Annotated in this window: 26 protein-coding genes; 13 read left to right on the top strand and 13 right to left on the bottom strand. The window is 39.8% G+C overall.

Annotation, left to right across the window (positions count from 1 at the left end):
* Positions 1–21: 21 nt before the first annotated feature.
* The 6 genes from FPV17_RS04460 to bglS all read left to right on the top strand — a co-directional run bounded on the left by FPV17_RS04460 (position 22) and on the right by bglS (position 6,362).
* Positions 22–1,170 (top strand): exo-beta-N-acetylmuramidase NamZ family protein, encoded by a 1,149-nt coding sequence (locus FPV17_RS04460; protein WP_144558278.1) that lies wholly within the window; start codon positions 22–24, stop codon positions 1,168–1,170.
* Between the two features lie 79 nt (positions 1,171–1,249).
* Complete coding sequence (locus FPV17_RS04455; protein WP_035393063.1) at positions 1,250–2,101, top strand: MurR/RpiR family transcriptional regulator; 852 nt, start codon at positions 1,250–1,252, stop codon at positions 2,099–2,101.
* A gap of 162 nt (positions 2,102–2,263) precedes the next feature.
* Positions 2,264–3,229 (top strand): N-acetylglucosamine kinase, encoded by a 966-nt coding sequence (locus FPV17_RS04450; protein ID WP_186370732.1) that lies wholly within the window; start codon positions 2,264–2,266, stop codon positions 3,227–3,229.
* A 246-nt stretch (positions 3,230–3,475) separates the two neighbouring features.
* On the top strand, positions 3,476–4,894 hold the full coding sequence (locus FPV17_RS04445) for a sodium/glutamate symporter (protein WP_144558274.1): 1,419 nt from the start codon (positions 3,476–3,478) through the stop codon (positions 4,892–4,894).
* Positions 4,895–4,975: 81 nt separating this feature from the next.
* Positions 4,976–5,488: a type 1 glutamine amidotransferase domain-containing protein gene (locus FPV17_RS04440; RefSeq protein ID WP_035393066.1), complete on the top strand. Its 513-nt coding sequence runs from the start codon at positions 4,976–4,978 to the stop codon at positions 5,486–5,488.
* 109 nt (positions 5,489–5,597) lie between these two features.
* Positions 5,598–6,362: a beta-glucanase gene (gene bglS / locus FPV17_RS04435; protein WP_437183307.1), complete on the top strand. Its 765-nt coding sequence runs from the start codon at positions 5,598–5,600 to the stop codon at positions 6,360–6,362.
* 290 nt (positions 6,363–6,652) lie between these two features.
* On the opposite strand, the gene FPV17_RS04430 is transcribed toward bglS, so the two are convergent.
* From FPV17_RS04430 to FPV17_RS04410, 5 genes are all read right to left on the bottom strand, one after another.
* Positions 6,653–7,660 (bottom strand): LacI family DNA-binding transcriptional regulator, encoded by a 1,008-nt coding sequence (locus FPV17_RS04430; RefSeq protein WP_144558271.1) that lies wholly within the window; start codon positions 7,658–7,660, stop codon positions 6,653–6,655.
* A gap of 21 nt (positions 7,661–7,681) precedes the next feature.
* Complete coding sequence (locus FPV17_RS04425; protein ID WP_035393068.1) at positions 7,682–8,296, bottom strand: YesL family protein; 615 nt, start codon at positions 8,294–8,296, stop codon at positions 7,682–7,684.
* 50 nt (positions 8,297–8,346) lie between these two features.
* Positions 8,347–9,198, bottom strand: coding sequence for a carbohydrate ABC transporter permease (locus FPV17_RS04420; protein WP_035393069.1), 852 nt, complete (start codon positions 9,196–9,198; stop codon positions 8,347–8,349).
* 11 nt (positions 9,199–9,209) lie between these two features.
* Entirely contained in the window at positions 9,210–10,151 is a 942-nt protein-coding gene (locus tag FPV17_RS04415; protein WP_246117127.1) for a carbohydrate ABC transporter permease, read from the bottom strand.
* Between the two features lie 81 nt (positions 10,152–10,232).
* Entirely contained in the window at positions 10,233–11,540 is a 1,308-nt protein-coding gene (locus FPV17_RS04410; RefSeq protein WP_144558269.1) for an ABC transporter substrate-binding protein, read from the bottom strand.
* A 424-nt stretch (positions 11,541–11,964) separates the two neighbouring features.
* Here FPV17_RS04410 and FPV17_RS04405 point away from each other — a divergent pair, with 424 nt between their 5' ends.
* Together FPV17_RS04405 and FPV17_RS04400 are read left to right on the top strand one after the other, a co-directional pair.
* Positions 11,965–12,669: a DUF554 domain-containing protein gene (locus FPV17_RS04405; protein ID WP_035393081.1), complete on the top strand. Its 705-nt coding sequence runs from the start codon at positions 11,965–11,967 to the stop codon at positions 12,667–12,669.
* Between the two features lie 594 nt (positions 12,670–13,263).
* Positions 13,264–13,968 carry a 3D domain-containing protein gene (locus tag FPV17_RS04400; protein ID WP_060704880.1) on the top strand — a complete coding sequence of 235 codons (705 nt, stop codon included), beginning with the start codon at positions 13,264–13,266 and terminating at the stop codon, positions 13,966–13,968.
* Positions 13,969–14,077: 109 nt separating this feature from the next.
* Here FPV17_RS04400 and FPV17_RS04395 read toward each other — a convergent pair whose 3' ends face one another.
* The 4 genes from FPV17_RS04395 to FPV17_RS04380 form a co-directional block, all read right to left on the bottom strand.
* Positions 14,078–14,260, bottom strand: a complete 183-nt coding sequence (locus FPV17_RS04395) for a hypothetical protein (protein ID WP_035393082.1) — start codon at positions 14,258–14,260, stop codon at positions 14,078–14,080.
* 316 nt (positions 14,261–14,576) lie between these two features.
* A complete protein-coding gene (locus tag FPV17_RS04390) occupies positions 14,577–14,846 on the bottom strand; it encodes a hypothetical protein (protein WP_035393083.1) in 270 nt (89 codons plus the stop codon).
* Positions 14,847–14,947: 101 nt separating this feature from the next.
* A complete protein-coding gene (locus FPV17_RS04385) occupies positions 14,948–16,354 on the bottom strand; it encodes a DHA2 family efflux MFS transporter permease subunit (protein WP_144558267.1) in 1,407 nt (468 codons plus the stop codon).
* 22 nt (positions 16,355–16,376) lie between these two features.
* Positions 16,377–16,811, bottom strand: coding sequence for a GNAT family N-acetyltransferase (locus FPV17_RS04380; RefSeq protein WP_035393084.1), 435 nt, complete (start codon positions 16,809–16,811; stop codon positions 16,377–16,379).
* A 90-nt stretch (positions 16,812–16,901) separates the two neighbouring features.
* On the opposite strand from FPV17_RS04380, the gene FPV17_RS04375 reads away from it, so the two are divergent.
* On the top strand, positions 16,902–17,354 hold the full coding sequence (locus FPV17_RS04375) for a MarR family winged helix-turn-helix transcriptional regulator (RefSeq protein WP_144558265.1): 453 nt from the start codon (positions 16,902–16,904) through the stop codon (positions 17,352–17,354).
* Positions 17,355–17,387: 33 nt separating this feature from the next.
* Here the strand turns inward: FPV17_RS04375 and FPV17_RS04370 are convergent, their stop codons facing one another.
* From FPV17_RS04370 to FPV17_RS04365, 3 genes are all read right to left on the bottom strand, one after another.
* On the bottom strand, positions 17,388–18,056 hold the full coding sequence (locus FPV17_RS04370; protein ID WP_052007509.1) for a phosphotransferase enzyme family protein: 669 nt from the start codon (positions 18,054–18,056) through the stop codon (positions 17,388–17,390).
* Positions 18,031–18,357: a hypothetical protein gene (locus tag FPV17_RS21740; RefSeq protein ID WP_052007510.1), complete on the bottom strand. Its 327-nt coding sequence runs from the start codon at positions 18,355–18,357 to the stop codon at positions 18,031–18,033. Before FPV17_RS21740 ends, FPV17_RS04370 begins: the two co-directional genes overlap by 26 nt.
* A 157-nt stretch (positions 18,358–18,514) precedes the next feature.
* Positions 18,515–19,417, bottom strand: coding sequence for an AraC family transcriptional regulator (locus FPV17_RS04365; RefSeq protein ID WP_144558263.1), 903 nt, complete (start codon positions 19,415–19,417; stop codon positions 18,515–18,517).
* 161 nt (positions 19,418–19,578) lie between these two features.
* On the opposite strand from FPV17_RS04365, the gene FPV17_RS04360 reads away from it, so the two are divergent.
* From FPV17_RS04360 to FPV17_RS04350, 3 genes are all read left to right on the top strand, one after another.
* The gene (locus FPV17_RS04360; protein WP_060704886.1) at positions 19,579–19,839 is read left to right on the top strand and encodes an Atu4866 domain-containing protein; all 261 of its coding nucleotides are present in this window, start codon (positions 19,579–19,581) and stop codon (positions 19,837–19,839) included.
* A 12-nt stretch (positions 19,840–19,851) separates the two neighbouring features.
* The gene (locus FPV17_RS04355) at positions 19,852–20,580 is read left to right on the top strand and encodes an SDR family oxidoreductase (protein WP_144558261.1); all 729 of its coding nucleotides are present in this window, start codon (positions 19,852–19,854) and stop codon (positions 20,578–20,580) included.
* Between the two features lie 256 nt (positions 20,581–20,836).
* Positions 20,837–21,139, top strand: a complete 303-nt coding sequence (locus FPV17_RS04350) for a hypothetical protein (RefSeq protein WP_144558259.1) — start codon at positions 20,837–20,839, stop codon at positions 21,137–21,139.
* 29 nt (positions 21,140–21,168) lie between these two features.
* On the opposite strand, the gene FPV17_RS04345 is transcribed toward FPV17_RS04350, so the two are convergent.
* Complete coding sequence (locus FPV17_RS04345) at positions 21,169–21,603, bottom strand: NUDIX hydrolase (RefSeq protein WP_144558258.1); 435 nt, start codon at positions 21,601–21,603, stop codon at positions 21,169–21,171.
* 419 nt (positions 21,604–22,022) lie between these two features.
* On the opposite strand from FPV17_RS04345, the gene FPV17_RS04340 reads away from it, so the two are divergent.
* Positions 22,023–23,240, top strand: coding sequence for a CynX/NimT family MFS transporter (locus FPV17_RS04340; protein ID WP_144558256.1), 1,218 nt, complete (start codon positions 22,023–22,025; stop codon positions 23,238–23,240).
* Positions 23,241–23,261: the final 21 nt, after the last annotated feature.

Raw genomic sequence — 23,261 nt, 5'->3', positions numbered from 1 at the left:
AAACGCTATGGAGGGATACAAATGAAACTCGGCTTAGATTGTTTTCTTGAAAAGGATTATTCATTAGTTGAAAAAAAACGGGTTGGTCTTCTATCCAATCTAACAGGAGTGAATCAATCGCTACAACCGACGATCGACCTTCTTTATCAACACTCAAAAGTAAACCTGGTCTCTCTTTTCGCTCCAGAACACGGCATTCGAGGAGATGCAAAAGAAGGCGAGCACATTGAGTTTAGCATTGACCCTCATACTGGTTTACCAGTCTATAGCCTCTACGGTCAAACTCGAAAACCCACTCCTGAAATGCTTGAAGACATTGATGTCGTTCTTTTTGATTTACAAGATATTGGTTCTCGCTATTACACGTACATTTATTCAATGGCTTATATGATGGAGGCTTGTCAGGAACACAATAAAACCTTTATTGTACTCGATCGACCAAATCCAGTTGGTGGCCTTAATGTTGAAGGCAATCTAGTTGAAGAAGCTTTTCAATCCTTTGTAGGTCTTTTGCCTATCCCTAATCGTCACGGCATGACCGTTGGTGAACTTGCCTTATTATTTAAGCATGAGTTTAGTTACCAATGCGACCTTCATATTGTAAAAATGGAAGGTTGGTCACGAGATATGCTTCACAACGATACAGGATACGCTTGGGTACCACCTTCACCAAATGCTCCAAGCCTTGACATGGCTCTCCTTTACCCAGGAACCTGCTTGATTGAGGGCACAAACTTATCAGAAGGCAGAGGGACAGTTAAACCTTTTGAACAATTCGGTGCCCCATTTATAAATGGATTTGAACTTGCTCAAGCGATAAATCATCTTCGGCTACCGGGAGTCATTGCCAGACAAGCCTCCTTTGTTCCAACCTATCAAAAGTATAATGGTGCACAATGTCATGGGGTTCAACTTCATTTAACCGATACGAGTCTCTATGAACCCTTTTCAAGCGGAATTAAAATCATCCAACTCATCGCTGAGCGTTACCCTGAGCATTTCAGTTTTACTAAGCCTACAAATGGTCATTATATGTTTGATCTCCTTGCCGGTACCGACACCTTGCGGAAAGCCATACGAAACGGAGATCTTACATCCTTTTTCGCTACAAGTAAAAAACAATCCAAAGCGTTCTTAAAACAACGAAGTCACTACCTTCTCTATTCCTAAGTCCTCAGCGATTGTATGCTTCCTCAATCAAAATTTAGTATACTAGAGGCATCAGTTAAAATAGAAAGAGTTGATTTTAATGGCCTTTATGACCGGCGGTCTAGTCATGCTTACCGAAATGCGTTCATCCCTTCCACCATCCGAGAAAAAAATTGCCAATTACATGATTCAACATCCAAAAGAAGTCATTTCACTTACAGCAAATGAAATTGGGAAACGAAGCGATACTAGTGGCGCCGCTGTCATCCGTTTATGTAAATCATTAGGGCTAAAAGGATTACCTGATTTAAAGCTTCGAATTGCCGGTGATCTTCAGAAAACAAAGGAGTCTGGTTTACGTGATATTGAACCGAACGAATCGGCTGCTTCCATAATTGATAAAATGACAACCAACACCATCCAGACAATTCAAGAAACTGCAGAACTTCTTGACACACATCAGCTTGAAAAGGCTGTTCAAACATTAAGGAAAGCACGTAAGATTCATTTTTTTGGAATCGGTGCTTCGAGCATCATTGCTCAAGATGCCATGCAAAAATTGCTCCGCATCGACAAGACCGCACACGCCTTTTCCGACCTTCATATGGCGGCAACACTCGTTTCTACAGGCGATGAGCAAGACGTCGCTGTGGGAATTTCTTTTTCAGGTCAAACAAGAGAAGTAAAACAGTTTCTTGAGATTGCTAATTCGAGAGGAATGACGACGATTAGTTTATGTAAATACGGACAATCGATTGTTTCTGAGCAAGCAGACATTCCTTTATATACATCTGCCACAAAGGAACCAACATTTCGAAGCGGAGCCACCTCTTCAAGAATTGCGCAACTGCAAGTCATTGATATTCTCTTTATGTGTGTTGCTTCTCATCAATATGAAAAGACAGTGACCCACTTACATGAAACCCGAGCAGCCATTGAATTTTTACGCTAGGAATGAGTAGACCCCATTCCCTTTTTAGTTGTACCATGCAGCCTGGATTGGTAATCACATCGATCCGGGCTTTTATGTTCTCTGCTTTGCTTGAACGCTAATGGATTACACCCTCATCACTTCCCCAAAACACTTACTAAAAGAAGAGAAAGGATGATGGTCATGTATTATATTGGAATTGATGGTGGTGGCACGAAAACAGTAGCAGTTTTAAGTACTTCAAAGGGTCATATTTTAGCGTATCAACAAACTGCTGCCACAAATCCTAATCGAGTTGGACTGGATAGATGCCTAATGAGGTTACATGATTTGCTTACTGATTTGAAAACACAGCATCCCACCGCCTATGCCAACGTCCGTTCGATCTACTGTGGCGTAGCTGGGGGTAGTTCTTCGACTTATCAGCAAGCGATAATAGCCTCAATACGCCCTGCTTTACCAGAACATAGTTTTATTACCGTTCATCATGACGCGATTGCAGCACTTTATTCCGCCACACTTGGGCAACCAGGAATCATTCACATTTCAGGAACTGGTTCTGTCACTTACGCAATTGATGCATTGGGGAATGAGCACCGTTTAGGTGGCTGGGGTTATTTGCTAGGGGATGAAGGTAGTGGATTTGCCATTGGTCGTTCAGCCATCCGTGCAGCTTTGACTCACAAAGAAAGGAATACACCACTACAAAAGCTAATTCTCCAACACTTTTCAGCAGATGTGATCGAGAACGTTATTCCTGCAGTGTATCAAGAGAATGGTCGCGATGCAGTTGCTCAGCTTTGTCCGTACGTCTTTCAAGCCTTTGAGGAAGGAGATCCCCTAGCAGAAGACATTATCGTGGACTCAGCAAATGGGATTGCCATACAACTTGTTTCTCTTATAAACAGAATCAACAACCATGGGGATGGGACGATCGTTTTAGCAGGGGGTGTCATGAATCAAACGGCTATTGTCTCGATGATTAAGTGTGCGCTGTCAAAGGAAACCTCTTCTTGGTCCATTTTAACACCTACCGTTCCACCAGTGATTGGGGCCCTAATTGCCGCAATCAAGCCCTACGAAAAAGTAACTAAAGCTGTCGAAGCCAACGCGTTACGTTTCCTAAAGCAAGAAACTGACTACAAGTAACCACTGCATAATCGCCCTTTTTCCCACTATCTACCCTATGAAACAACGTATCTACCTCCAGTATTCGACGCATCTAGATGAAATAAATTTTCTGTGAATGTTCGTTCTCTTTAATGGCGTATAGGTTTTCCTGCCATCCATTAAGGGTAAAAAACATCCTTAGCGGGCTTTAAAATCACGCCTCCTTTTTTTCACGAATTAAGAGCATTTTTTGGAGCTAATTTTTTCAGTATAGGAGATATGTACATGACTATTGAGGTTATCGGAATGGCCATTGTCATTATAGCGATCATGCTCGTAATCGGAAAGTGGATACGGCTGAAGGTACCTTTGTTTCAATCTTTATTTCTTCCTAGTTCGTTAATCGGTGGTTTTTTAGCCCTCATAATAGGACCGGAAGTCATTGGGCGTTTTGGGGGAGATTTTCTTAGTGACGGTGGATTATTTACAGCTTCTATTGTTGATATTTGGGGAGAGCTTCCTGGCCTATTAATAAATGTCGTCTTTGCCTCTTTGTTTATTGGCTTTGTATTACCAAAACCAAAAGAAATTTGGCAAACTGGTGGACCTCAAATCGCTTTAGGTTATACCATGTCTTGGGCACATTATGTGATTGGACTTTTACTTGCTATTACGATCCTCACGCCACTTTTCGGCCTTAATCCAGCAGCAGGGGCCTTAATTGAAATTAGCTTTGTTGGAGGTCACGGTACAGCAGCTGGCTTATCGGGAACCTTTGCTGACATCGGCTTTGAAGAAGGCTATGACCTCGCTATTGGTTTAGCTACCATTGGCATGCTTTCAGGGGTACTATTTGGAATGGTATTAGTAAATTGGGCAGCTCGTAAAGGAAAAACAACAACCCTTGATCACCCAAAGGATATTTCTGTTGATCAAAAGAGTGGTGTCATTGAAGAACATAATCGGGAAGCTTCCGGTATCCAAACAACGTCTCCAGTTTCTATTGAACCGTTAGCTCTTCACCTTGGCTTTATTGCCATTGCCATTTTTATTGGCTATACCATTCTCGAAGCATTCGTTTGGCTCGAAGATGTAACGTATGGACAAGCATTTGACATTTACCTATTTGATTATGTTCCTTTATTTCCCATGGCCATGATTGGGGGCATCATTCTACAGGTATTTCTAGCTAAATTTGATAAACGAAAATTAGTCGATCGCAAGACCATATCACGTATTCAAGGACTTGCACTTGATCTCTTAATTATTAGTGCGATTGCCTCTCTCTCGTTAACGGTCATCGGCGATCATATCGTCCCGTTTATCTTATTGGCGCTGGCCGGCATTATTAGTAATATTGTTTTCTTTCTTTGGCTAGGCCCTAAAATGATCCCAACCTATTGGTTTGAACGAGGGATCGGTGACTTTGGACAAGGTATGGGTGTTGCCGCAACCGGTATTATGCTCATGCGAATTGTTGACCCTGAAAATAAAACACCAGCCCTTGATGCATTCGGCTACAAGCAAATTCTTTTTGAACCAATGGTGGGAGGCGGTCTCGTTACGGCAGCAGCTATTCCACTCATTATTCAGTTCGGTTCCGTTCCTGTGCTCATCGCCGCTATCATTCTTATGATTGCCTTTTGGTGCTTAGGCGTCTTCCATACAGGCAAAATGAAGCCTTCAGACAAAGACCCTGACTAATTTTTTCAGAAATTGATGTTTTTAACAATCCCATTCGGGTACACAATAAGTAGACAAGATTTAGTGAGGAGTGATTGTTTTATGGCAAAAGTAGCAGTACTTGTTACAGATATGGTAGAAGAGGTTGAATTAACAGACCCAGTCAAAGCGTATGAAGAAGCTGGTCATTCGGTTACGTTACTTAACTCAAATGAAGACAGCAAAATTACCGGTAAAAACGGTGAGACATTTAAAACCGATAAAAACGTGAGTGATGTGAAGCCAGAAGACTTTGACGCATTGCTTGTGCCAGGTGGGTTTTCTCCAGATATGCTTCGGGCAGATCCTAAGAATGCTGAATTCGCCGCACACTTTATGAAAGAGGAAAAGCCAGTCTTTGCTATTTGTCATGGACCACAGTTTCTCGTTGATACAGATTTATTAAAAGGACACGAAGTAACAAGTTTTGTTTCGGTTCGAAAAGATTTAGAAAACGCAGGCGCTACTGTTGTTGATAAAGAAGTAGTCGTCTCACGTCATTTAGTAACGAGTCGAGTTCCGGATGATATTCCGGCATTTAACAAAGAATCTCTTAACTTGTTGGATCAATTATAAGCGTAAGAATCGAGTCTCCAATGCCTATTCTGGTTTTGGAGGCTTTTTTTACTCATATTCTGTTTAGCCACTCCGTACACTGATTGAGTGTCACTATTTTATTGAGAGGATGATCCGTATGAAGCACTACTTCGTCAGTTTATTTTTCATTTTTTGTTGTTTCCTTCTTCTTCCACCTACAAATGCAACTGCTCAGCAACAAGGGTTGTTTACTGTTTTTAACCAACATGATCAACACTATTGGCAAATGTCAAACGGTTGGCGAAATAACGATCCATTTTTCGGCTGCCACTGGCGGGCAGATCGAGTCAATTTCCCTAACGGGCAGTTGGAACTATCCATTCGAAGTAACACTTCTTTGCCTGCGCCCTATTCTTATGAATGCGCCGAGTACACCACTCACGACTTTTATGGCTATGGTTTATATGAAGTATCAATGAAACCATCCAATGTGTCTGGCATGATTTCTTCTTTCTTCACCTATACAGGTCCATCGTATAATGGGGATCCGTGGGATGAGATTGACATTGAATTTTTAGGAAAAGATACAACAAAAGTGCAATTTAACTATTACACGAACGGCGTTGGAAACAACGAAATCTTGCACGATCTAGGTTTTGATGCTTCTCAAGATTTTCATACGTACGCATTTGATTGGCAACCGCATTCTATTACGTGGTATGTCAATGGGGAGCCAATTGCGACCAGAACGGAAAACATCCCAACTACACCAGGAAAAATAATGATGAATTTATGGAACACATACGGAATTGACGAATGGGCAGGTAGGTATACAGGTGAAGCTACCCAAGCAACGTACGAATGGGTTCGCTATACGCCAAGTACATCTGCGCTAGACGCTAACGCTAATTAAATAGCTGTCATGGAACTGATGCGAGCGGTGCAATACCTTGGCTATACGGTGTTAGATTCTGGAATCGTCTAACAATGTCAATCTCTTCTACTTACAATGCCCTTCCAGTACCGCTTCTACAGTAGATGGAAGCTTCGGCTCGACTTCAGAGTGACAAGTGGTACCATAAACGATCCAGCAACAAGCGGATGGGAGCATTATGAGTGGATTGGAACACCGTCACTATAAGAAGACATGCACATTATTCTCATAGAATGCCAACCTAAAAGAATATTGGTCCGAGAACGTTTTTACTTTCGCTCTCTACAAGAGCGTCTCGTAACGAGTGATACAGGAATTTTCACCGACATATGCGCTTTCTTTTTATTTGCCATTTGGTCCATAATTAATGTTGCGGCTGTTTTACCAATCAATTTCGTATCTTGTCGTATCGTCGTCAAGGCTGGATGCACGTATTCTGCAATTTGGATATCGTCGAATCCGACAATGGAGATATCATCTGGAATGGTTAAACCTGCATCGTAAATCGCTGCCATCGCTCCAATTGCCATTAAATCCCCTGCTACAAATACGGCTGTTGGAGTGTCTTTTGCAGCGAGCAATCTTTCCATTGCCGCTTTACCTCCCTCGTATGTAAAATAGCCGCCATCCACAATGTACTCATCTGGAATAAACAAATCGTGTTTTTTCATCGTTTGTTTATAACCTTGAAGCCGTTCCTCCCCTACATAAAGCTTTTTGTGACCAGAAATGTGGGCAATCTTTTCATGACCTAGTGAAATAAGATGATCCACAGCTAATTCAGCACCGTGAAAGTTATCACTATAGACCACGCTGACCCCTCGTGTATCTAGGTCAATGACAACAGATGGTATATCGGAATCGATTAATTTTTGAAGTTCTGGTGTATGACTCGAACAAACAACAACAACGCCGTCAACACCACGATACATGAAGTGATCTAAATACGATCGCTTTTCTTTACCAATTTTCCTTGATGCGAATAATAAATCATAGCCTTCAATTTCAACCGTTTTCTTGAAGTTTTCAATAACTGCATTAAAAAAAGGATGCTCAAGACCATTTCCAGCATCTTCGACAAATACAACCCCAATCGTCCATGATTTCTTAGTTGAAAGAGAACGAGCATTTGAACTCGGTAAATAGCCTAATTCTGTTACGGCTTCATTAATAATTTTTTTTGTTTTTTCACTTACGTCACTTCGTTTATTTAATACTTTAGAAACGGTACTAATAGAGAATCCCGTTTTCTTTGCGATGTCGTATATCGTTATCATTGCTTCTCCTTCCTACCTTTTTCACGGGACAGGGGTATCTTTTTTATATAGATTAAAAGTTGAAAAATTAATGCTCATTATCACATAAGCGAAGACACTTACGCCAATAAGTAAAAATGCTTTTGGATAAAACAGTGCAACCAACACATACGCAATGAGCCAAAAAAGTTGCAAACATGATTTAAATGGATGCGCAAACACCATTCCAAAAGCAAGCTTAAGATAATGAAAGAGACGATGATCAAAGTGGGCCATAACGGAAAATAAATTGACAAATGTCATGACCGCTACTGCGGTGATGCTAAAAATGACTACATACAAAAAGAAATGAATAGACGCCTCATAAAAGTATGAAACGAACTGATAGTTTACATAGATAATATAGAACACCACTAAAAACAGTGCACCATATAGATTTGCCCGTATAAACGATTCTTTATAAAATGTTAAAAAGCTTTTCAGTAGAGGTAGTTCTTTTCTTCCACTATTCCATTCTCTCATCATCCTAAAAAGCGCAACAGTAGCTGGCATAAAACCGAAAACACCGAGTCCAAGTAAAACAAAAACGCACCATAACACATTTAATGCGACGAATGCATAGATACGTTCTGCCACTTTTATTATTATACTTGTCAACGCTTTTCACCTCCATTAGCGAGGCTGACAAGTAGCCAGCCTCACACAACTTAACTTTTAACGGCACCTTCAGACAAGCTTTGAATAAACAAGCGATTAAAGAGTAGAAAGACGATTAGTAACGGAACCGTCGCCCAAAATGTTCCTGACATTAACATACCATAATCTAATTGACGGGCATCATTTAATGAACGAAGCGCTACTTGTAGCGTCTGCATAGATGGATCTCTCAGTACCACTAACGGCCAGAGGAAGTCATTCCACACAGTCATAAACACAATAATACCTAATGTTGCAAATGCTGGTAACACGGTGGGTACTACAATATTCCAGTAAGTACGAAAATGCGAGCAACCGTCAATTCGAGCCGCTTCAATAATTTCAAACGGTACGGCTTCCTTAATATACTGCCTCATCCAAAAGATCCCAAATGCATTAATAAGCCCTGGAATAATAATGGCTCTAAAGTCATTCAACCATCCTAAGGACGTAATAATATAATACTGCGGAATTAATCCAAGTTGCGGTGGTACCATCATCGTAACTAATATAGCTGTAAAGAGAAATGCTTTCCCTTTGAATTCAAGCTTTGCAAATGTGTACCCAGCGAGAGAACACAATAGCAACGTCCCAAGCGTAACAGTTGTGGCGACAAAAAAACTATTCCACATGGCACCAAAGAAATCAATATTGTTCAGGACCTTTTGAAAGTTCGATACTAAATCCGCCCCCGGTGTAAAAGGAGGTGGCACTTGATTAATTTCACGATTAATACGGGTCGCCATAACGAACATATAATAAAATGGAAACAAAGACGCAAGTGAACCAGCAATTAAAAATAGATAAACAAACAGCTTTTGAACAGAAAACTTCTTTTTTCCATGATTCTTTTCCTTTCCCATTGCCTAACCTCCTATCCGACTTTTTTAGACCGTCCCATTCGACTTGTAATAAGTAAGTTCACAACCGTTAACACAATAATGATAAAGAATAAAGCAATTGCCGCTGCAGAAGCAGTGCCAAACGAATTATAGACAAACGCATCGCGCCATAAGTAAGCAACCATTGTAATACCTTCTTCTCTTAAATTACGACCAAGGAAGATAAGTGGCTCAGTAAACAATTGTAAGCTTCCGATGGTTGCAGTGAAAACGACAAATAACGTAATTGGTTTTAACATTGGCAATGTAATCAATCGAATTTGCTGACTAATTGTTGCTCCGTCAATTTTGGCAGCTTCGTATAATTCTTTCGGTATACTTTGCATACCTGCTAAAAAGATAATCGTGTTGTACCCTACCCAACGCCAGAACACCATAGTTGCAATCGCTATTTTCACTGGCCAATATTCCGCGTTCCACCTGATTGGTTCAATATCAGCCAAGCTTAAAAGATAGTTCACAAAACCAAAAGGCTGGTTGTTAAAAACGACTCCAAAAATAATCGCTACTGCGACGACAGAGGTAATGTACGGTAGAAAAATAATCGTTCGAAACGTATTTCTGAATTTTATTAACGCAGAATTTAAGGCAAATGCAATTAATATAGCAAAGATAATTTGGGGTAGCGTTCCTAATAGTCCAATAATAAAGGTATTTAAAATGGAAGAGTAAAAAACAGGATCATTGAAAATAAATTGAAAATTCGCTAGACCCACATACGTCATCTCTCCAAGTCCATCCCACCGGAAAAAAGCTAAGTAGAAGCTAAACACCATCGGAAAAAGCCCAAAAATTAAAAACAAAATAAAAAATGGTGAAACAAAGAAGTACGCAGCTAATGCTGTACGTCTTTTCTCTCGATTACCTTTTGGCTTTTTACTTGGGTCTATTTGAGTTGATTGAGCTGCCTTCAACGTTAAACCTCCCTACTGGTTTTTTAAGAGTAGTAAAAAGGATGACTCATTAACATGAGAGCCACCCTAAAATCGCAACGATTAACGGGCTAAAATACGATCTATCGTATCTAAAGAAGCCGACCATTCTTCATCGCGATCATCACCAGCAGATACGTTATCTAATGCTTCTTTTATGACATCATCAATCGAATAATAGTTGCGTCCTTTATAAACCGGAATAACTTGCTGAGCTGCTTCTGAGAATACTTGTGCTGTTGGAATTCCTCCGAAATATGAATCTTCATAATTAATGAATTCGTCCATTTCATACACCGCTGGGGCTGAAGGGAACAGTCCATAATCCAAAAATGATTTTAGTTGCTGCTCTGGAGCTGTTAACCACGAAATAAACGCATATGCTTCTTCTGCATGCTCAGATTCACTTGGAATCGTCAAAAACGATCCTCCCCAGTTTCCTGCACCTTCTGGCATCGTTGTAATCGACCACACACCTTCTTCAGGGCTGTTGTCTTTAATCACCCCTTGCATCCAAGCTGGAGCAAGCATCGTTGCATAAGAACCATCAGCCATACCTGCAAACCACTCTGGTGTCCATAGCGGAATATCTCCTGCTAAGTCTTGATCAAAGAAATCAGCTGTATAGTTATAAGCTTCACGTATCTCTGGATGATCATCTATAATTAATTCTTCATCAGTATTGAAGTATTGCTGGGAAGCTTGGTCTCTTCTCGCATTGTAAATAAGCTCACCTGCATCTGTCATAAGCTTTCCAGTTTCCTCATAGATTTGCAAAGCCACTTCTTTATAAGCATCCCACGTTGGAATTAATTCAGAAACAGCTTCAGGAGAAGAGTCAAAACCTGCCTCTTCAAACACGTCTGTACGATAAAACATAACGGTCGGACCAATGTCAGTTGGCAAACCAAACACAAAATCACCAGATGCATTTTCACTATTGTTCCAGACCCAGTCTAAAAATTCATCTTGGACATCTCCAGCACCTAGGTCATACAAGTTGTTGAATGAATCTTCCGCTGTACGGTAGCGTTCAATTTGCGCTTCCTCGATCATCGCAATATCAGGTGCGCCAGTATCAGCAGAAATCGATGTAAACAAATTATCATGCATATCATTCATATCGCTATTTTGAAGATTAATGGTAATATCTGGATTTTCTTCTACATATTCCTCAATTAATTTATCGTAGCCAGTATTTCCAAACTCCCAAAAAACCAATTCAATATCCCCTGAGCCGATCGTTTCGCTCGTTGTTTCTCCTTCTACACTTTCACTACTACTGCCATCATCACCGTCTGAACCACCACAAGCCGCTAATAAAGTTACTGATAATAAAGGTGCTGCGCTGTACATTAACCATTTTTTCATTGCCATTTCCCCCTCTATTCATTGATTGATTACTGTATAAAAGACCGTCAGAAAGCGCTTTCGGAAAAGAGTTTTAATTAAGCGCTTACAATGAAAGTCTATCTACAGCCGTGAAACTACTTAATAAGTAATAATCGCTGTAAAACTTTTACGAAACCGCTTTCGTAAATAATTATATAGGGCAGGTTTCTATTTAGCAATATCTTTTTTATCCGAACGTTCAGAATGACCATGGCCAATCATAAAAACTGTTGATTGCAGGAGAGATTTTTTTATTCAGTTACAGTAAACGCATCTTCTAGTGTTCCAAAAAATTGCCCTTCATTCTACTAATTAACTGAATACTCTTTAGCATTCAGAATCACTTTAACATGCTAAACGAATTTGCTATAATGAAGCATTGCTAGATGGAATGAGGCGTGAAATGTTATTAGGAACGATTATTAATGCAGCAGCCATTGCTGTTGCTTCATTAATTGGTGTACGAATTCGAAACGTACCCGAGGATATAAGTAAGCTCGTTATGCAAGCACTCTCTCTTGCTTTAATTGTCATTGGGATTCAAATGGCTGTAACAGGGGAGAATTTCCTTATTATCATTATAAGCTTGACAAGTGGGGCATTACTCGGTTGCTGGCTCCAAATTGATGAACGTTTAAATCAGCTCGGTCAATGGTTAGGTACTAAAATTGGTAAAAACAGCCAAGGTAATGTAGCTCAAGCTTTTGTTAGCTCTACACTTATTTTTGCAACAGGAGCAATGGCTATTATTGGACCACTTGAAGCAGCACTTCGAGGTGACCATAGTTTATTATTTACAAAGTCGTCTATTGATGGCTTTTCTGCGCTTATTATCTCTTCAACATTAGGGATCGGCGTATTATTTGCAGCCATTCCTGTATTTCTTTATCAAGCTAGTATTACGTTGTTGGCCAATCAAATCGATGCTTTTGTACCTGATATGCTAATGGATATGATTATCGCAGAGATTACTTGTATTGGAGGTATTCTCATACTTGCAATAGGGCTTAATCTATTAAACGTCATTAATGTTAAAATTGCTAACTTGCTCCCAAGTCTTGTTATCGTTGTCGTTCTAGTTGTTTCTTTTCAACGGTTTCTTATGTAAGGATCGAACACAATTCTTCTGAGTTGTGTTTTTTTTGCCTTTTTAGTAAGAAGACACGTAACTAAGGGTATTCCCCACTTTCATCCACAGTCATTTTTCAAGACTGTTTCGTTTACTCTTCACTCTCGCTTATTTCCTTTTTCTTCAATAATAGTCTCACATGCATTTCTGTAACCTCATCATTACTACGTTCATTTTTACTTTTTTATCGTATAAACACGCCTCGATTAAATCGTATTTGTGGCATACTCTTCTTTTTGCCAGTTTAAGTCGAAATTACACGTTCCCATGACTTTTATCCTGTAATATCTATGTAATATCAGGTTTTGTCGAACACGCTGAACGTCCTACTGCTAGTATAGTTCCCAGTACAAATACGGATAATCCCTGTACCTATGCGGATTACAGTCATTTTACAAGTTCATTACTTCGCGGAAAATGGGTTGAAAGAGTTATCTATGTTCTGTATAGTTTGATCTTGCGAGAGACATTCCGCATAAAAATGGAATTACACACAAGAACGACTCATCTTACACATTTTCATAGTTCCATTACTTGGGGATGAATACTACATTATAAGGGGAGTTTTACAGTATGAAAAAATTAGTAACGTCACTTGCTGTCTTAGGATCAATACTTGTTGCCACTCCAGCATTTGCATATGAAGTCAAAAGCGGAGACACACTGAGTCAGATTGCTAACAAGCATCAAACAGACGTACAAAATATAGTAGAATTAAATCCAGACATTTACGATAAGAACTTAATCTTTATCGGCCAACAATTAACAATGCCTGGTGAAGGTGAACAAGGTCAAGTGAAAGGTGAAATTCAATCAAATGAATCTGCACCTCAAACCGCTTCAAATGAACCAGCTACAGCTGAGTCAACGAATTCAGAATCGACTAGTGCTTCAAGTGAGACAAGTTCTTCAGAAGCGTCAAATGAAACAACTGAAACAACGAATTCAACTGAATCCACTAGTTCTGAGCCGACACAATCAGAGGGCACAACAACAATGAGTGTGGAAGCTACGGCTTATACTGCATTTTGTGAAGGTTGCTCTGGCGTAACGGCTACTGGCATTGATTTAAGAGCGAATCCGAATCAAAAAGTCATTGCTGTTGATCCAAACGTCATTCCACTTGGTAGCAAAGTATATGTGGAAGGCTACGGAGAAGCGATTGCTGGTGACACTGGTGGCGCAATTAATGGCAACAAAATTGACCTCTTTATGCCTGAACGTCAAGATGCATTAAACTTCGGTCGTCAAAACGTAACGATCCACGTTTATGAATAAATTCATCACAAAAAGCTAGCCTGTGTAAGGGCTAGCTTTTTTTATACAAACAATCTTTTTCAGTGAAACAAAAAAAGCAATCACATAAGACTGTAATTGCTTCTATATCTTAATAATCAACGCCATTAATAGTCGTTACTTTCCAGCGTTCAGCATTCGAGTAAAGATGATTGTTCAGTTTACTTGCCAAAGATTGCGCGGCAACAGGATCAATAAAAACCTTATCTAGTTGGCTGTTCGTGTCTTTAAGGGTTTCTGTTGCCCCGTTTAACATTCGTATAATTTTATACAATGTACGGGACCTCCCTACTATTTATTCAGCCGATAGTAATTGCTGTATCTACATTGTGGCACACAACTAGAAAAAAAGACAGTATATTTTAAAAATAATTAACTTTTATACCCTTTTTGTTCCTTTTTTAAACAAGATAGCGGACAATTCGCATGTCAACGAATAGGTTGACGCTAAAATAAGACTTTAGAACGAACAGATATCTAGATGAGTAACGCTTTAATGCGGGAGCGTTCTCCGCCAATTCTTCGCAGATGAAAAGGTCATCCAAGCGCCCATTCAAACCAATTATGAAACGACTTCTTTGTGTACCTTTTTATTCTTCCAAGAAATAGTCATAGGTTTGAATCTTTTCGAACGTTTGCGTATCAAGGTTCCACTGTAGCACAATGATTTCATTGTAGCTGGTGTGTATAATGATTTTATCCTCCCCTAATGATAGCACTTGATCTTCATTTGCGAATGTTTCAATTTGCTGAGGGAACTCAGAACTAGAGTCAGCCCCTCCATTACCAAAGCCGAGTACAAGTAAAATCAAACAAACTAAAATGGCCGTTAAAAGGCCTCGATTTCCATTTTCCTTCACTCTATTTCTCCCCTTTCACTACTTACTATAATAGATTAGCTCGCACCTGTAACGATCTTTAATTAAACAAATTACCCCAACAAAATCATTGGGGTACCCTCCTACAAAAGTGTATTGTTTGATCGACTACGATTTTTTGTGAAGAGGACAAGCAGTAAAGCGATAAGGGAAAGAACACCCATTGTAGCAAAAGCCATTGAGAGACCCATTAATGTTCCCTCAATATAAGAGTATTCCGGCTGTGCCGCTCGAATACTTACAACAGTAGTTAAAATTGTAACGCCAAGAGCGGCTGCAAATTGTTTGACTGTGTTTACGATAGCTGTACCATGTGGAAGATCTTCTTGCTTTAAAGCATTCATGGCGATAGCAGTTGCCGGTGTCATCACAATCCCAACGGCTCCCATAAATAAGCTAAAACAAACAATCATAGCAATTACAGTTGTGTCTGCCCCCATTATCGCAAACCACATAAATGTCACGGCCATAACAGAATAGCCAATGATTCCGAGTACTTTGCCACCGTATTGATCAAACCACTTTCCAGCTAGAAAAGATGTTACTGATAGGAGCAATGTGCCAGGCAACAGGGTCATACCAGAAATAAAAGCAGACCGCTCTTGAACATCTTGAATGAATAACGGGAGTAGGGTTTCTGTTGATAGCAGTAAGATCGAAATGACAAACGACAATAACGTACCATGGACAAACCATTTTAAACGAAATAGCCGCAAATTTAACATCGGCTGATCAGATATAAGTTGTATCCAAATAAACGTCGTTAGGGCTAGCATGCCGATTACTGCAGGTATGATCACATACATACTGGCTAGTCCGTACACACTGAAATTGCTTATCGCCAGAATGGTACCGGCAAAGCCAATGGCTGAGAAAAACAGCGACGGTATGCTTAACCTCGCCTGCCCTTTCTCTGTAATGTTTTGCATGAATATACTATTTAAGACGAAAAGGGCAATCGCTAGGGGAAGCACGAGCCAAAATAAAAACCGCCAGCTTGATAAATCAACGACATAGCCTGCAATGGACGGCCCTATTGCAGGTGCTACATTCACAACCATGGTCATAAGGCCCATCGCATAGCCACGTTTTTCAATTGGGTAAACGAGCAAGAGAATGGTTTGTACGAGAGGAAGCATCATCCCAGCACCAACTGCTTGAATGACTCTTGCTACAATGAGAAGCGTAAACGTTTGTGCGAAAATCGCTAACAGGGTTCCCATTATAAAGAACGAAATGGCTACGAACGTTAACGTACGGGCTTGAAATCTTCCCATGAAATAACCCATTGTTGGGATTAACGTTGTTGTCGTTAACAGAAAGGACGTGGTTAACCACTGTACTTGGGTCGCGTTAATCGAGAAATCTTCCATAATTTGCGGAAATGCCGTAATAAGCAAAAATTGATTGAGCAAAAACAAAAAAGATGCTGAAAGAATGGAAACAACAAGCATCTTTTTTCGAAAGGGCGTTAGGAACTCAACTGACATACATCCCCCCTCCTTTTTTCATTCATTGAAACGTTTTTTCCATTTTCACGTGAGGAATGCCATCTTCTTTAAACACGTCAGAGGTTGTTACGTAACCAAGCTTTTCATAAAATCCTTCTGCATGTGTTTGACCATGTAAAAGCGCTCTCACACAACCCATTTCTCTAGCGATTTCCTCTAGTAGCGCAATAATCTCTTTTCCTAACCCGTGCTTCCGGTATTCTTTAAGCAGGCAAATTCGCTCTAACTTCGCTTTTCCTTCTACTTGACGAACTCTTCCCGTACCTACTGGTTTTTCGTTATAATAAACTAAAACATGTGTACAAGGGGACGTTAAATCATCAAAGGAGTCAAATTCATCTTCTATTGGACAATGTTGTTCGTCAACAAAAACGGTCTTTCTAATAGAAAAAGCAAGCTCTAACTGTTCTTGATTAACAATAATGTGTTTAGTCATAATCGAATCCTCATTTCTTTCTCATGTACTCTCAATCTAACGTACCGTATTTTTGTTGTATTTGCAACAAAAAATGAAAGGAGTTTTTCTATGAAAGAAATTCTTCGCGAAATAGGAACCATTGCTCGTGCGCTTGATTCAATAAGCAATATTGAATTTAAAGAGATTGATCTCACTAAGGGCCAATACCTTTACTTAATTCGAATTTATGAACACCCTGGGTCTATTCAAGAAAAGATTGCCGAAATGTTAAAAGTGGATCGAACGACTGCAGCCAGAGCGATTACGAAACTGGAAAATCAAGGATTTATCTATAAACAAGAAGATCCATCTAATCGAAAAATAAAAAAGCTTTTCCCCACTAAGCGAGGAAAAGAGGTGTATCAATTTTTACTTAGAGAAAATAACCATTCAGAGGCGGTCGCTTTAAAGGGGTTATCATCTACCGAAGTAGAAACCCTCTTTAACCTACTTCAAACCGTGCGTAAAAATATTGATGTGGACTGGAATGAAGTGAAAAAAGGCAACAAACGTGGCTATTGAACTTCTAAGAGAGAAGGGACTGATCCTTTTCTCTTAGACAGCTAACGCTTTTAATTCCTCAACAAGCTCCTTTGTAATCAAGTACTGAAGATGATTTTGTTCAATCTTTATGCGATACAGATTAAACAGACGCTCTTCCTCTTCACCTCGCACCTCATGGCCATAGATATGCATGAGCAAGTAATCCGCTACTTCCTTTAATCGGAACATAAGCAGCAGATGGTCTAGATAAGAAGGCGGTAGCGAGCATTCTCGAGCGTATCCTTGAAAGATTGCTTTTGTTAGCTCATGAACATATGCCACAATGCTTCCATTTCCATCAAAGGAATATTCCATTGCACTATAAACCGGCACAACTAAATCAAACAGTAAAAAATGCTTCTCACAATCTTGGTAATCAATAAGGGTGAGTTTATTACTCTCTACCAAAACATTCTCCAACCATACATCTCCATGAACGAGTCCGTATGTATCGTTCGTTTTTGGCACTGCTTCAAGATCACGAAAAATGCTTTCCATTGTCTCTCGTACTCTCTTTTCTACTTTCGGTATGTATTTCCTCCAATTGTATTCATCATTCATGTGCCAATCATTAATGGCCCGCGTATTTCCTTGATACAATTTAGACATTGAATGAATCCGTCCAATCTCTTCTCCTAATCGTTCAAACGTCTCCTTATTCCATTCCTTTTTTTTTTGCATGCTCACCTGGTGCTGCCCGATATACAACCATGCGTATTTCTTTATCTTTATAAGTGATTGATTCAATTGAACGATCTCTTTTCGAAAACAGAACTTCCGGTGCAGCCAGCCCTTTATCATGTAGCCAAACGGTCCAGTCTACTTCTGCTTGCTGCTCTACTATCGTTTTATAATTTGTTACGCGAACAAAATAACGCTTATGACCACTTGAACATGAAAACATTTCGTTTGTAACGGCCTTCACCTGATCCATATTCAGTTCATACGATTCCCTTAATGCTTGCTTTAACAGCTTTTCCAAATGTATCACTCCCTTTGGCGTAATCGTACTTTCTCTGCCATACAAATACTTTCTATAAAATAATCTGGTGCCTTGCTATGTGATTGGATCTCCTCAAAGGTCATCGATGAAATGATGACTAACTAAGTGATGAAATGCTAGGTAGCATGTTCATCCGTTATTTTTTAGCACTTAAATATCGTTTTAAATCTTTCATTGGTGGTTGACCAAATAATCGGGAATATTCACGGCTGAATTGTGAAGGGCTTTCATAACCAACACGAAATCCAGCAGTTGCTGCGTCGGTTTCGCTAGATAGTATTAAACGCCGAGCCTCTTGTAGCCTCAACTGTTTTTGATATTGCAAGGGACTTAATTTCGTCACTCTTTTGAAATGGTCATGCAGCGATGAAGAACTCATATTAATAGACAAAGCTAGTTCTTCCATCGATAACGCCTTTGTAAAATCCTGTTTTATCCGGTTAATAACTTGCGCAATCTTTTGTCCGTGTCCCCCAACGATGGCAATCTGTTTAATCGAATCACTATTATCATCTTCAAGTAACCGATAAAGGATTTCTTGAATCATTAGAGGGGCAAGAACCGGAATGTCTTTTGGCGTATCGAGCAAACGCACAAGTCTTAAAACAGCTTCAAACATTTCGGCTTTTGTCTGATTCACGAATAGTCCTGGTTTAGAGTTTGACTTTTTACTGAGCGCTTGATCTGTATTCATCATTAGATCAACGATTTGCTTTTGTTCAAAATCTAAACGAAGACACAAATAGGGGCTTTCCGGAGTGGCAGTAATGATTTCACCAGAAATAGGTAAATCAAATGATACAACTAAGTAATGAGAAGCATCATATTGATACCGATCTTGTGCAAGCACCACGATTTTCTCTCCTTGTGCAACAATACATAAAGCTGGTTCATGAATGGTATGGATTCGTGTTGACTTAAAAGAAGATCGAATGAAATAAAGTTGAGGAATCCCCGTAAAATGAACCCCGTCATTCTCACAATGTCGGTGAATGATATGTGAGAGTTCCACCTGTTGTTCTTTTATATGATTGTTCATCCAAACAACTCCTACCGCTAAGTAATTACTTAAATTATATTCCTTTTATTCAAACTCGTACAATAATTATTTCTGGAGGATTAGGCAATAACCCAACCCGAATAGGCTACCGGGTCTGTTCCTCATTAAGATACGATGAAACGAGTAGGAGGTGATTAAGCTTGTCTCAATCATTAAATAGCAGCGCCTATATTGGGATTTGGGTCACAGAAGACGGATACATTCGCCATGAGCTTTTAGCCAATGGACGTTATGATGAGGCCCGTGGCTCGAAACAAAGTGCCTATCAAGGTCATTATACGGTTAATGGAAATCAGATTGATTACATCGATGATACGGGGTTTACCGCTGATGGAGAATTTCGAAATGGAATTCTCTATCACGCTGGAATGGTTTTATACCGGGAGACTAACAGAAAATGAGGTGCAAAGAAGATGTCTACAATTAAAGAGAAAGTCATCATGATTACTGGAGCGAGCAGCGGTATTGGTGAAGCTACAGCACGCCTACTTGCCCAAGAAGGCGCACATGTGGTTTTAGGAGCAAGGCGCACTGACAATCTTAAAGCGATCGCGAACGATATCATTCGTGAGGGTGGATCAGCCGATTATCGACGGTTAGATGTCACAAACAAAGAAGAAATGAATGAATTTGTCACCTATGTGAATAGCCGCTATGGACAAGTCGACGTCCTTATTAATAATGCCGGAGTGATGCCCCTTTCAAAGCTAGCAGCCTTAAAAACCGATGAATGGAATCAAATGGTTGATGTGAATATTCGTGGTGTTCTTCACGGCATTGCAGCTGGACTCCCAATCATGAATAAACAAAAATTCGGTCACTTTATCAATGTATCATCCATTGGTGCGCATGAAGTTTCCCCTACCGCAGCAGTTTACTGCGCTACTAAATTTGCAGTTCGAGCGCTCTCTGAAGGACTTCGAATGGAGACTGGGCCAAACATTCGTGTCACAAACATTGCGCCAGGCGTAACGGAGTCTGAGCTTGCCGAAAGTATTTCCGATGAAGAAGCGAAACAGGTCATGAAAGAGTACAGAAGGATCTCTTTACCTTCGAATGCAATCGCCCAATCAATTCTTTATGCAATCAAACAACCCGAAAATGTCGATGTGAACGAAATAATCGTCAGACCGACTGCTTAAAATTGATTGTGAAAAATGTGTTACCTTTCCCTCAAACGAGGGTTGCAGACCAATTGCAACCCTCGTTTCTTTACTAAAAAATAAACCGTATCATTTAATCCCCAAAATTGGTCTTATCAGAAATAACAATGATAATTCGTCTAAATCTCTTTTTATAAGACTGGATGGCTATCTCGTATACTATTTTTTTCAAGCACACAACATTACTCTTCCCATCTCTCCAGCAATAACCCCACAACGACAACATTTCTCGAACATGACTGATTTTGAAGTTGATGGAACTATCTTAAATCTCTACTTCAATGAAGATGATGTGTTGAGTATGGCTTCGACCGAATCGAATCAATTTTGGGAAGTGCTGCATGAGCCTGGTTTCAGGTACGGCATCAGTGAAGTGAATCTCTTTAATCAAGACGGGGAAAGAGGACTTGTTTTTGCTGAGAGTATTTGGGAAGAACCGATTGCAATTGAGCCAGAACCGAATCGCGGTTATTATGTTGTTGTTTTCGTTTGTAACGGCCTTCACCTGATCCATATTCAGTTCATACGATTCCCTTAATGCTTGCTTTAACAGCTTTTCCAAATGTATCACTCCCTTTGGCGTAATCGTACTTTCTCTGCCATACAAATACTTTCTATAAAATAATCTGGTGCTTTGCTATGTGATTGGATCTCCTCAAAGGTCATCCAATGAATGTCTGCAACCTCATCTGCACTTACGATTGAAGGTTGACTTCCTTCTTCTCGTTCACATAGAAACACAAGGTCAATGACAGGTTTTCCGTTCACTGCAAAAGTCGTATTGCGCACATAGACCATATCGTTTTTCAATTTCAAACCAACTTCTTCTAAAAACTCACGCTGTATCGTTTTTTCTAATACATCTTTATCGATTCCAGATGCATCGACTTTACCACCTACTAATGACAGTAGTCCTCCTGCATGTGCTTCCTTTGAGCTTCTTTCAATAACAAGCCATTTTCCATCATTCCAAACTGCCCCTTCTACATTTACAATGAACATTCCTTTTCCTCAATTCTCAAAAAATTCTTTGGCTTTTTATACACAAAATGGTCTTCAATAAACGATAGAACATCTCCTGTCCCTGGTATTGACAACATACTCTTTGCGTCTTCAAAAGTCAGCCAGCGATACTCACTGTGTTCATTGTTTAACCGCACCTCTGCTGAATCTTTTAGACTGAATAGTTTTAATTATAACATAAAAGAAGTACCCTTATCATTTGTTGACTCGGTTCATTTCATTAAACGAGCGAACATTGATAGCGCTTTCAATGAATCTGATCTACTCGTTCTATCATGAACCACTGACATTTCCTATTAATGGATGAGCTAAAAGAAAGCTTGATTTCCGTTCTTCCACAGGAGTAAAATGAAGCATTGTAATTCAAAGACGTTTTACTCACTATGAAGGAGATTGATATGCAAAAGCTGCAAACGAACAACAAAGAATCCTATTACACGTTTTTATTACTCGTGTCTATCTTATTAATTGCTGCTACCTTACGATCACCAATGACTTCGTTTGGACCGTTAATTCCTTTTATAAGAGAAGATTTAGGCATTTCAAATGTAACTATTGGCTTAGTCAATACATTACCACTGCTTATGTTTGGTTTGTTCTCACCTCTTGTACCAAGAATTTCTCGGAAAACAGGGATGGAATTCATGCTTTTATTCGCTATGATTGTATTAACCATTGGCATTGTGTTCCGCTCCCTCGGATATACACCGTTATTGTTAGTAGGTACCCTTTTTCTCGGTCTTGGTATAGCAGTCGGAAACGTCTTAATGCCTGGTTTAATTAAGCTTAGTTTTCCATTACGAATTGGTGTTATGATGGGCATCTACTCTGTTTCTATGAATCTCTTTGGTGCATTTGCATCCGGCTTATCCGTACCGATAGCTGAATCAAGCGCTTTCAACTGGCAACAGGCTTTGCTTTTATGGGCCATATTATCGGCTATTGCTGTTTTTTTTATTTGCTTACGACTACCTGTTATGTTGTCGTCTCGAAAAAAAGTTCCTGGAAAAGTAGATAACCAACCTTCTCCTTCCATCTTTAAATCGAAGCTCGCTTGGTGCGTTTCGTTGTTTATGGGACTTCAATCATTCATTCCTTATAGCTTGTTTACTTGGCTACCAGACATCCTACTGAATAAAGGGTTTACAGAAAGTGAGGCAGGCTGGTTTATGGCGTTAATGCAAGTAGGACTCATCCCAGCTACGTTTTTTGTTCCGATTTTTGCAGCTAAATTAAAGAGTCAAACGTGGCTTGCTGTTGCGTCAGGACTATTATTTTTAATAGGACTTGCTGGTGTCGCACTAACCGCATCTTCGTTCACTATCCTATTTCTTATTGTTACAGGTATGGGGATGGGGACGACTTTTAGTTTAGCAATGATGTTTTTTGTCTTGCGTACCCATACTGTCGAGCAATCTTCACAGCTTTCTAGTATGGCACAATCAGTTGGTTATATGATTGCCGCTACAGGACCATTCCTTCTTGGATTCATCGCGGACAGTACAAAAAGTTGGACTGTGCCACTCCTGATTCTTATGGCTGCGGCTATCGGCATTTCTTTATTTGGTTATGCTGCTGGCAAGGATCGAAAAATTGACAATCCTACACCTTCTTAAATGATAAAGCGCCTTTCTCAA

It is taken from the genome of Shouchella miscanthi, from assembly GCF_007725405.1.
Lineage (GTDB): Bacteria > Bacillota > Bacilli > Bacillales > Bacillaceae_D > Shouchella > Shouchella hunanensis.
Note: the sequence above shows the minus strand (reverse complement) of the source record. Positions and strands in the feature narration are given on the sequence as shown.

Coding starts and splice junctions, on each gene's coding strand:
- FPV17_RS04460 (WP_144558278.1), top strand. CDS start 22: ATGAAACTCGGCTTAGATTGTTTTCTTGAAAAGGATTATTCATTAGTT.
- FPV17_RS04455 (WP_035393063.1), top strand. CDS start 1,250: ATGGCCTTTATGACCGGCGGTCTAGTCATGCTTACCGAAATGCGTTCA.
- FPV17_RS04450 (WP_186370732.1), top strand. CDS start 2,264: ATGTATTATATTGGAATTGATGGTGGTGGCACGAAAACAGTAGCAGTT.
- FPV17_RS04445 (WP_144558274.1), top strand. CDS start 3,476: ATGACTATTGAGGTTATCGGAATGGCCATTGTCATTATAGCGATCATG.
- FPV17_RS04440 (WP_035393066.1), top strand. CDS start 4,976: ATGGCAAAAGTAGCAGTACTTGTTACAGATATGGTAGAAGAGGTTGAA.
- bglS (WP_437183307.1), top strand. CDS start 5,598: ATGATCCGTATGAAGCACTACTTCGTCAGTTTATTTTTCATTTTTTGT.
- FPV17_RS04430 (WP_144558271.1), bottom strand. CDS start 7,660: ATGATAACGATATACGACATCGCAAAGAAAACGGGATTCTCTATTAGT.
- FPV17_RS04420 (WP_035393069.1), bottom strand. CDS start 9,198: ATGGGAAAGGAAAAGAATCATGGAAAAAAGAAGTTTTCTGTTCAAAAG.
- FPV17_RS04410 (WP_144558269.1), bottom strand. CDS start 11,540: ATGAAAAAATGGTTAATGTACAGCGCAGCACCTTTATTATCAGTAACT.
- FPV17_RS04405 (WP_035393081.1), top strand. CDS start 11,965: ATGTTATTAGGAACGATTATTAATGCAGCAGCCATTGCTGTTGCTTCA.
- FPV17_RS04400 (WP_060704880.1), top strand. CDS start 13,264: ATGAAAAAATTAGTAACGTCACTTGCTGTCTTAGGATCAATACTTGTT.
- FPV17_RS04385 (WP_144558267.1), bottom strand. CDS start 16,354: ATGTCAGTTGAGTTCCTAACGCCCTTTCGAAAAAAGATGCTTGTTGTT.
- FPV17_RS04380 (WP_035393084.1), bottom strand. CDS start 16,811: ATGACTAAACACATTATTGTTAATCAAGAACAGTTAGAGCTTGCTTTT.
- FPV17_RS04375 (WP_144558265.1), top strand. CDS start 16,902: ATGAAAGAAATTCTTCGCGAAATAGGAACCATTGCTCGTGCGCTTGAT.
- FPV17_RS04370 (WP_052007509.1), bottom strand. CDS start 18,056: ATGCAAAAAAAAAAGGAATGGAATAAGGAGACGTTTGAACGATTAGGA.
- FPV17_RS04365 (WP_144558263.1), bottom strand. CDS start 19,417: ATGAACAATCATATAAAAGAACAACAGGTGGAACTCTCACATATCATT.
- FPV17_RS04355 (WP_144558261.1), top strand. CDS start 19,852: ATGTCTACAATTAAAGAGAAAGTCATCATGATTACTGGAGCGAGCAGC.
- FPV17_RS04350 (WP_144558259.1), top strand. CDS start 20,837: ATGACTGATTTTGAAGTTGATGGAACTATCTTAAATCTCTACTTCAAT.
- FPV17_RS04345 (WP_144558258.1), bottom strand. CDS start 21,603: ATGTTCATTGTAAATGTAGAAGGGGCAGTTTGGAATGATGGAAAATGG.
- FPV17_RS04340 (WP_144558256.1), top strand. CDS start 22,023: ATGCAAAAGCTGCAAACGAACAACAAAGAATCCTATTACACGTTTTTA.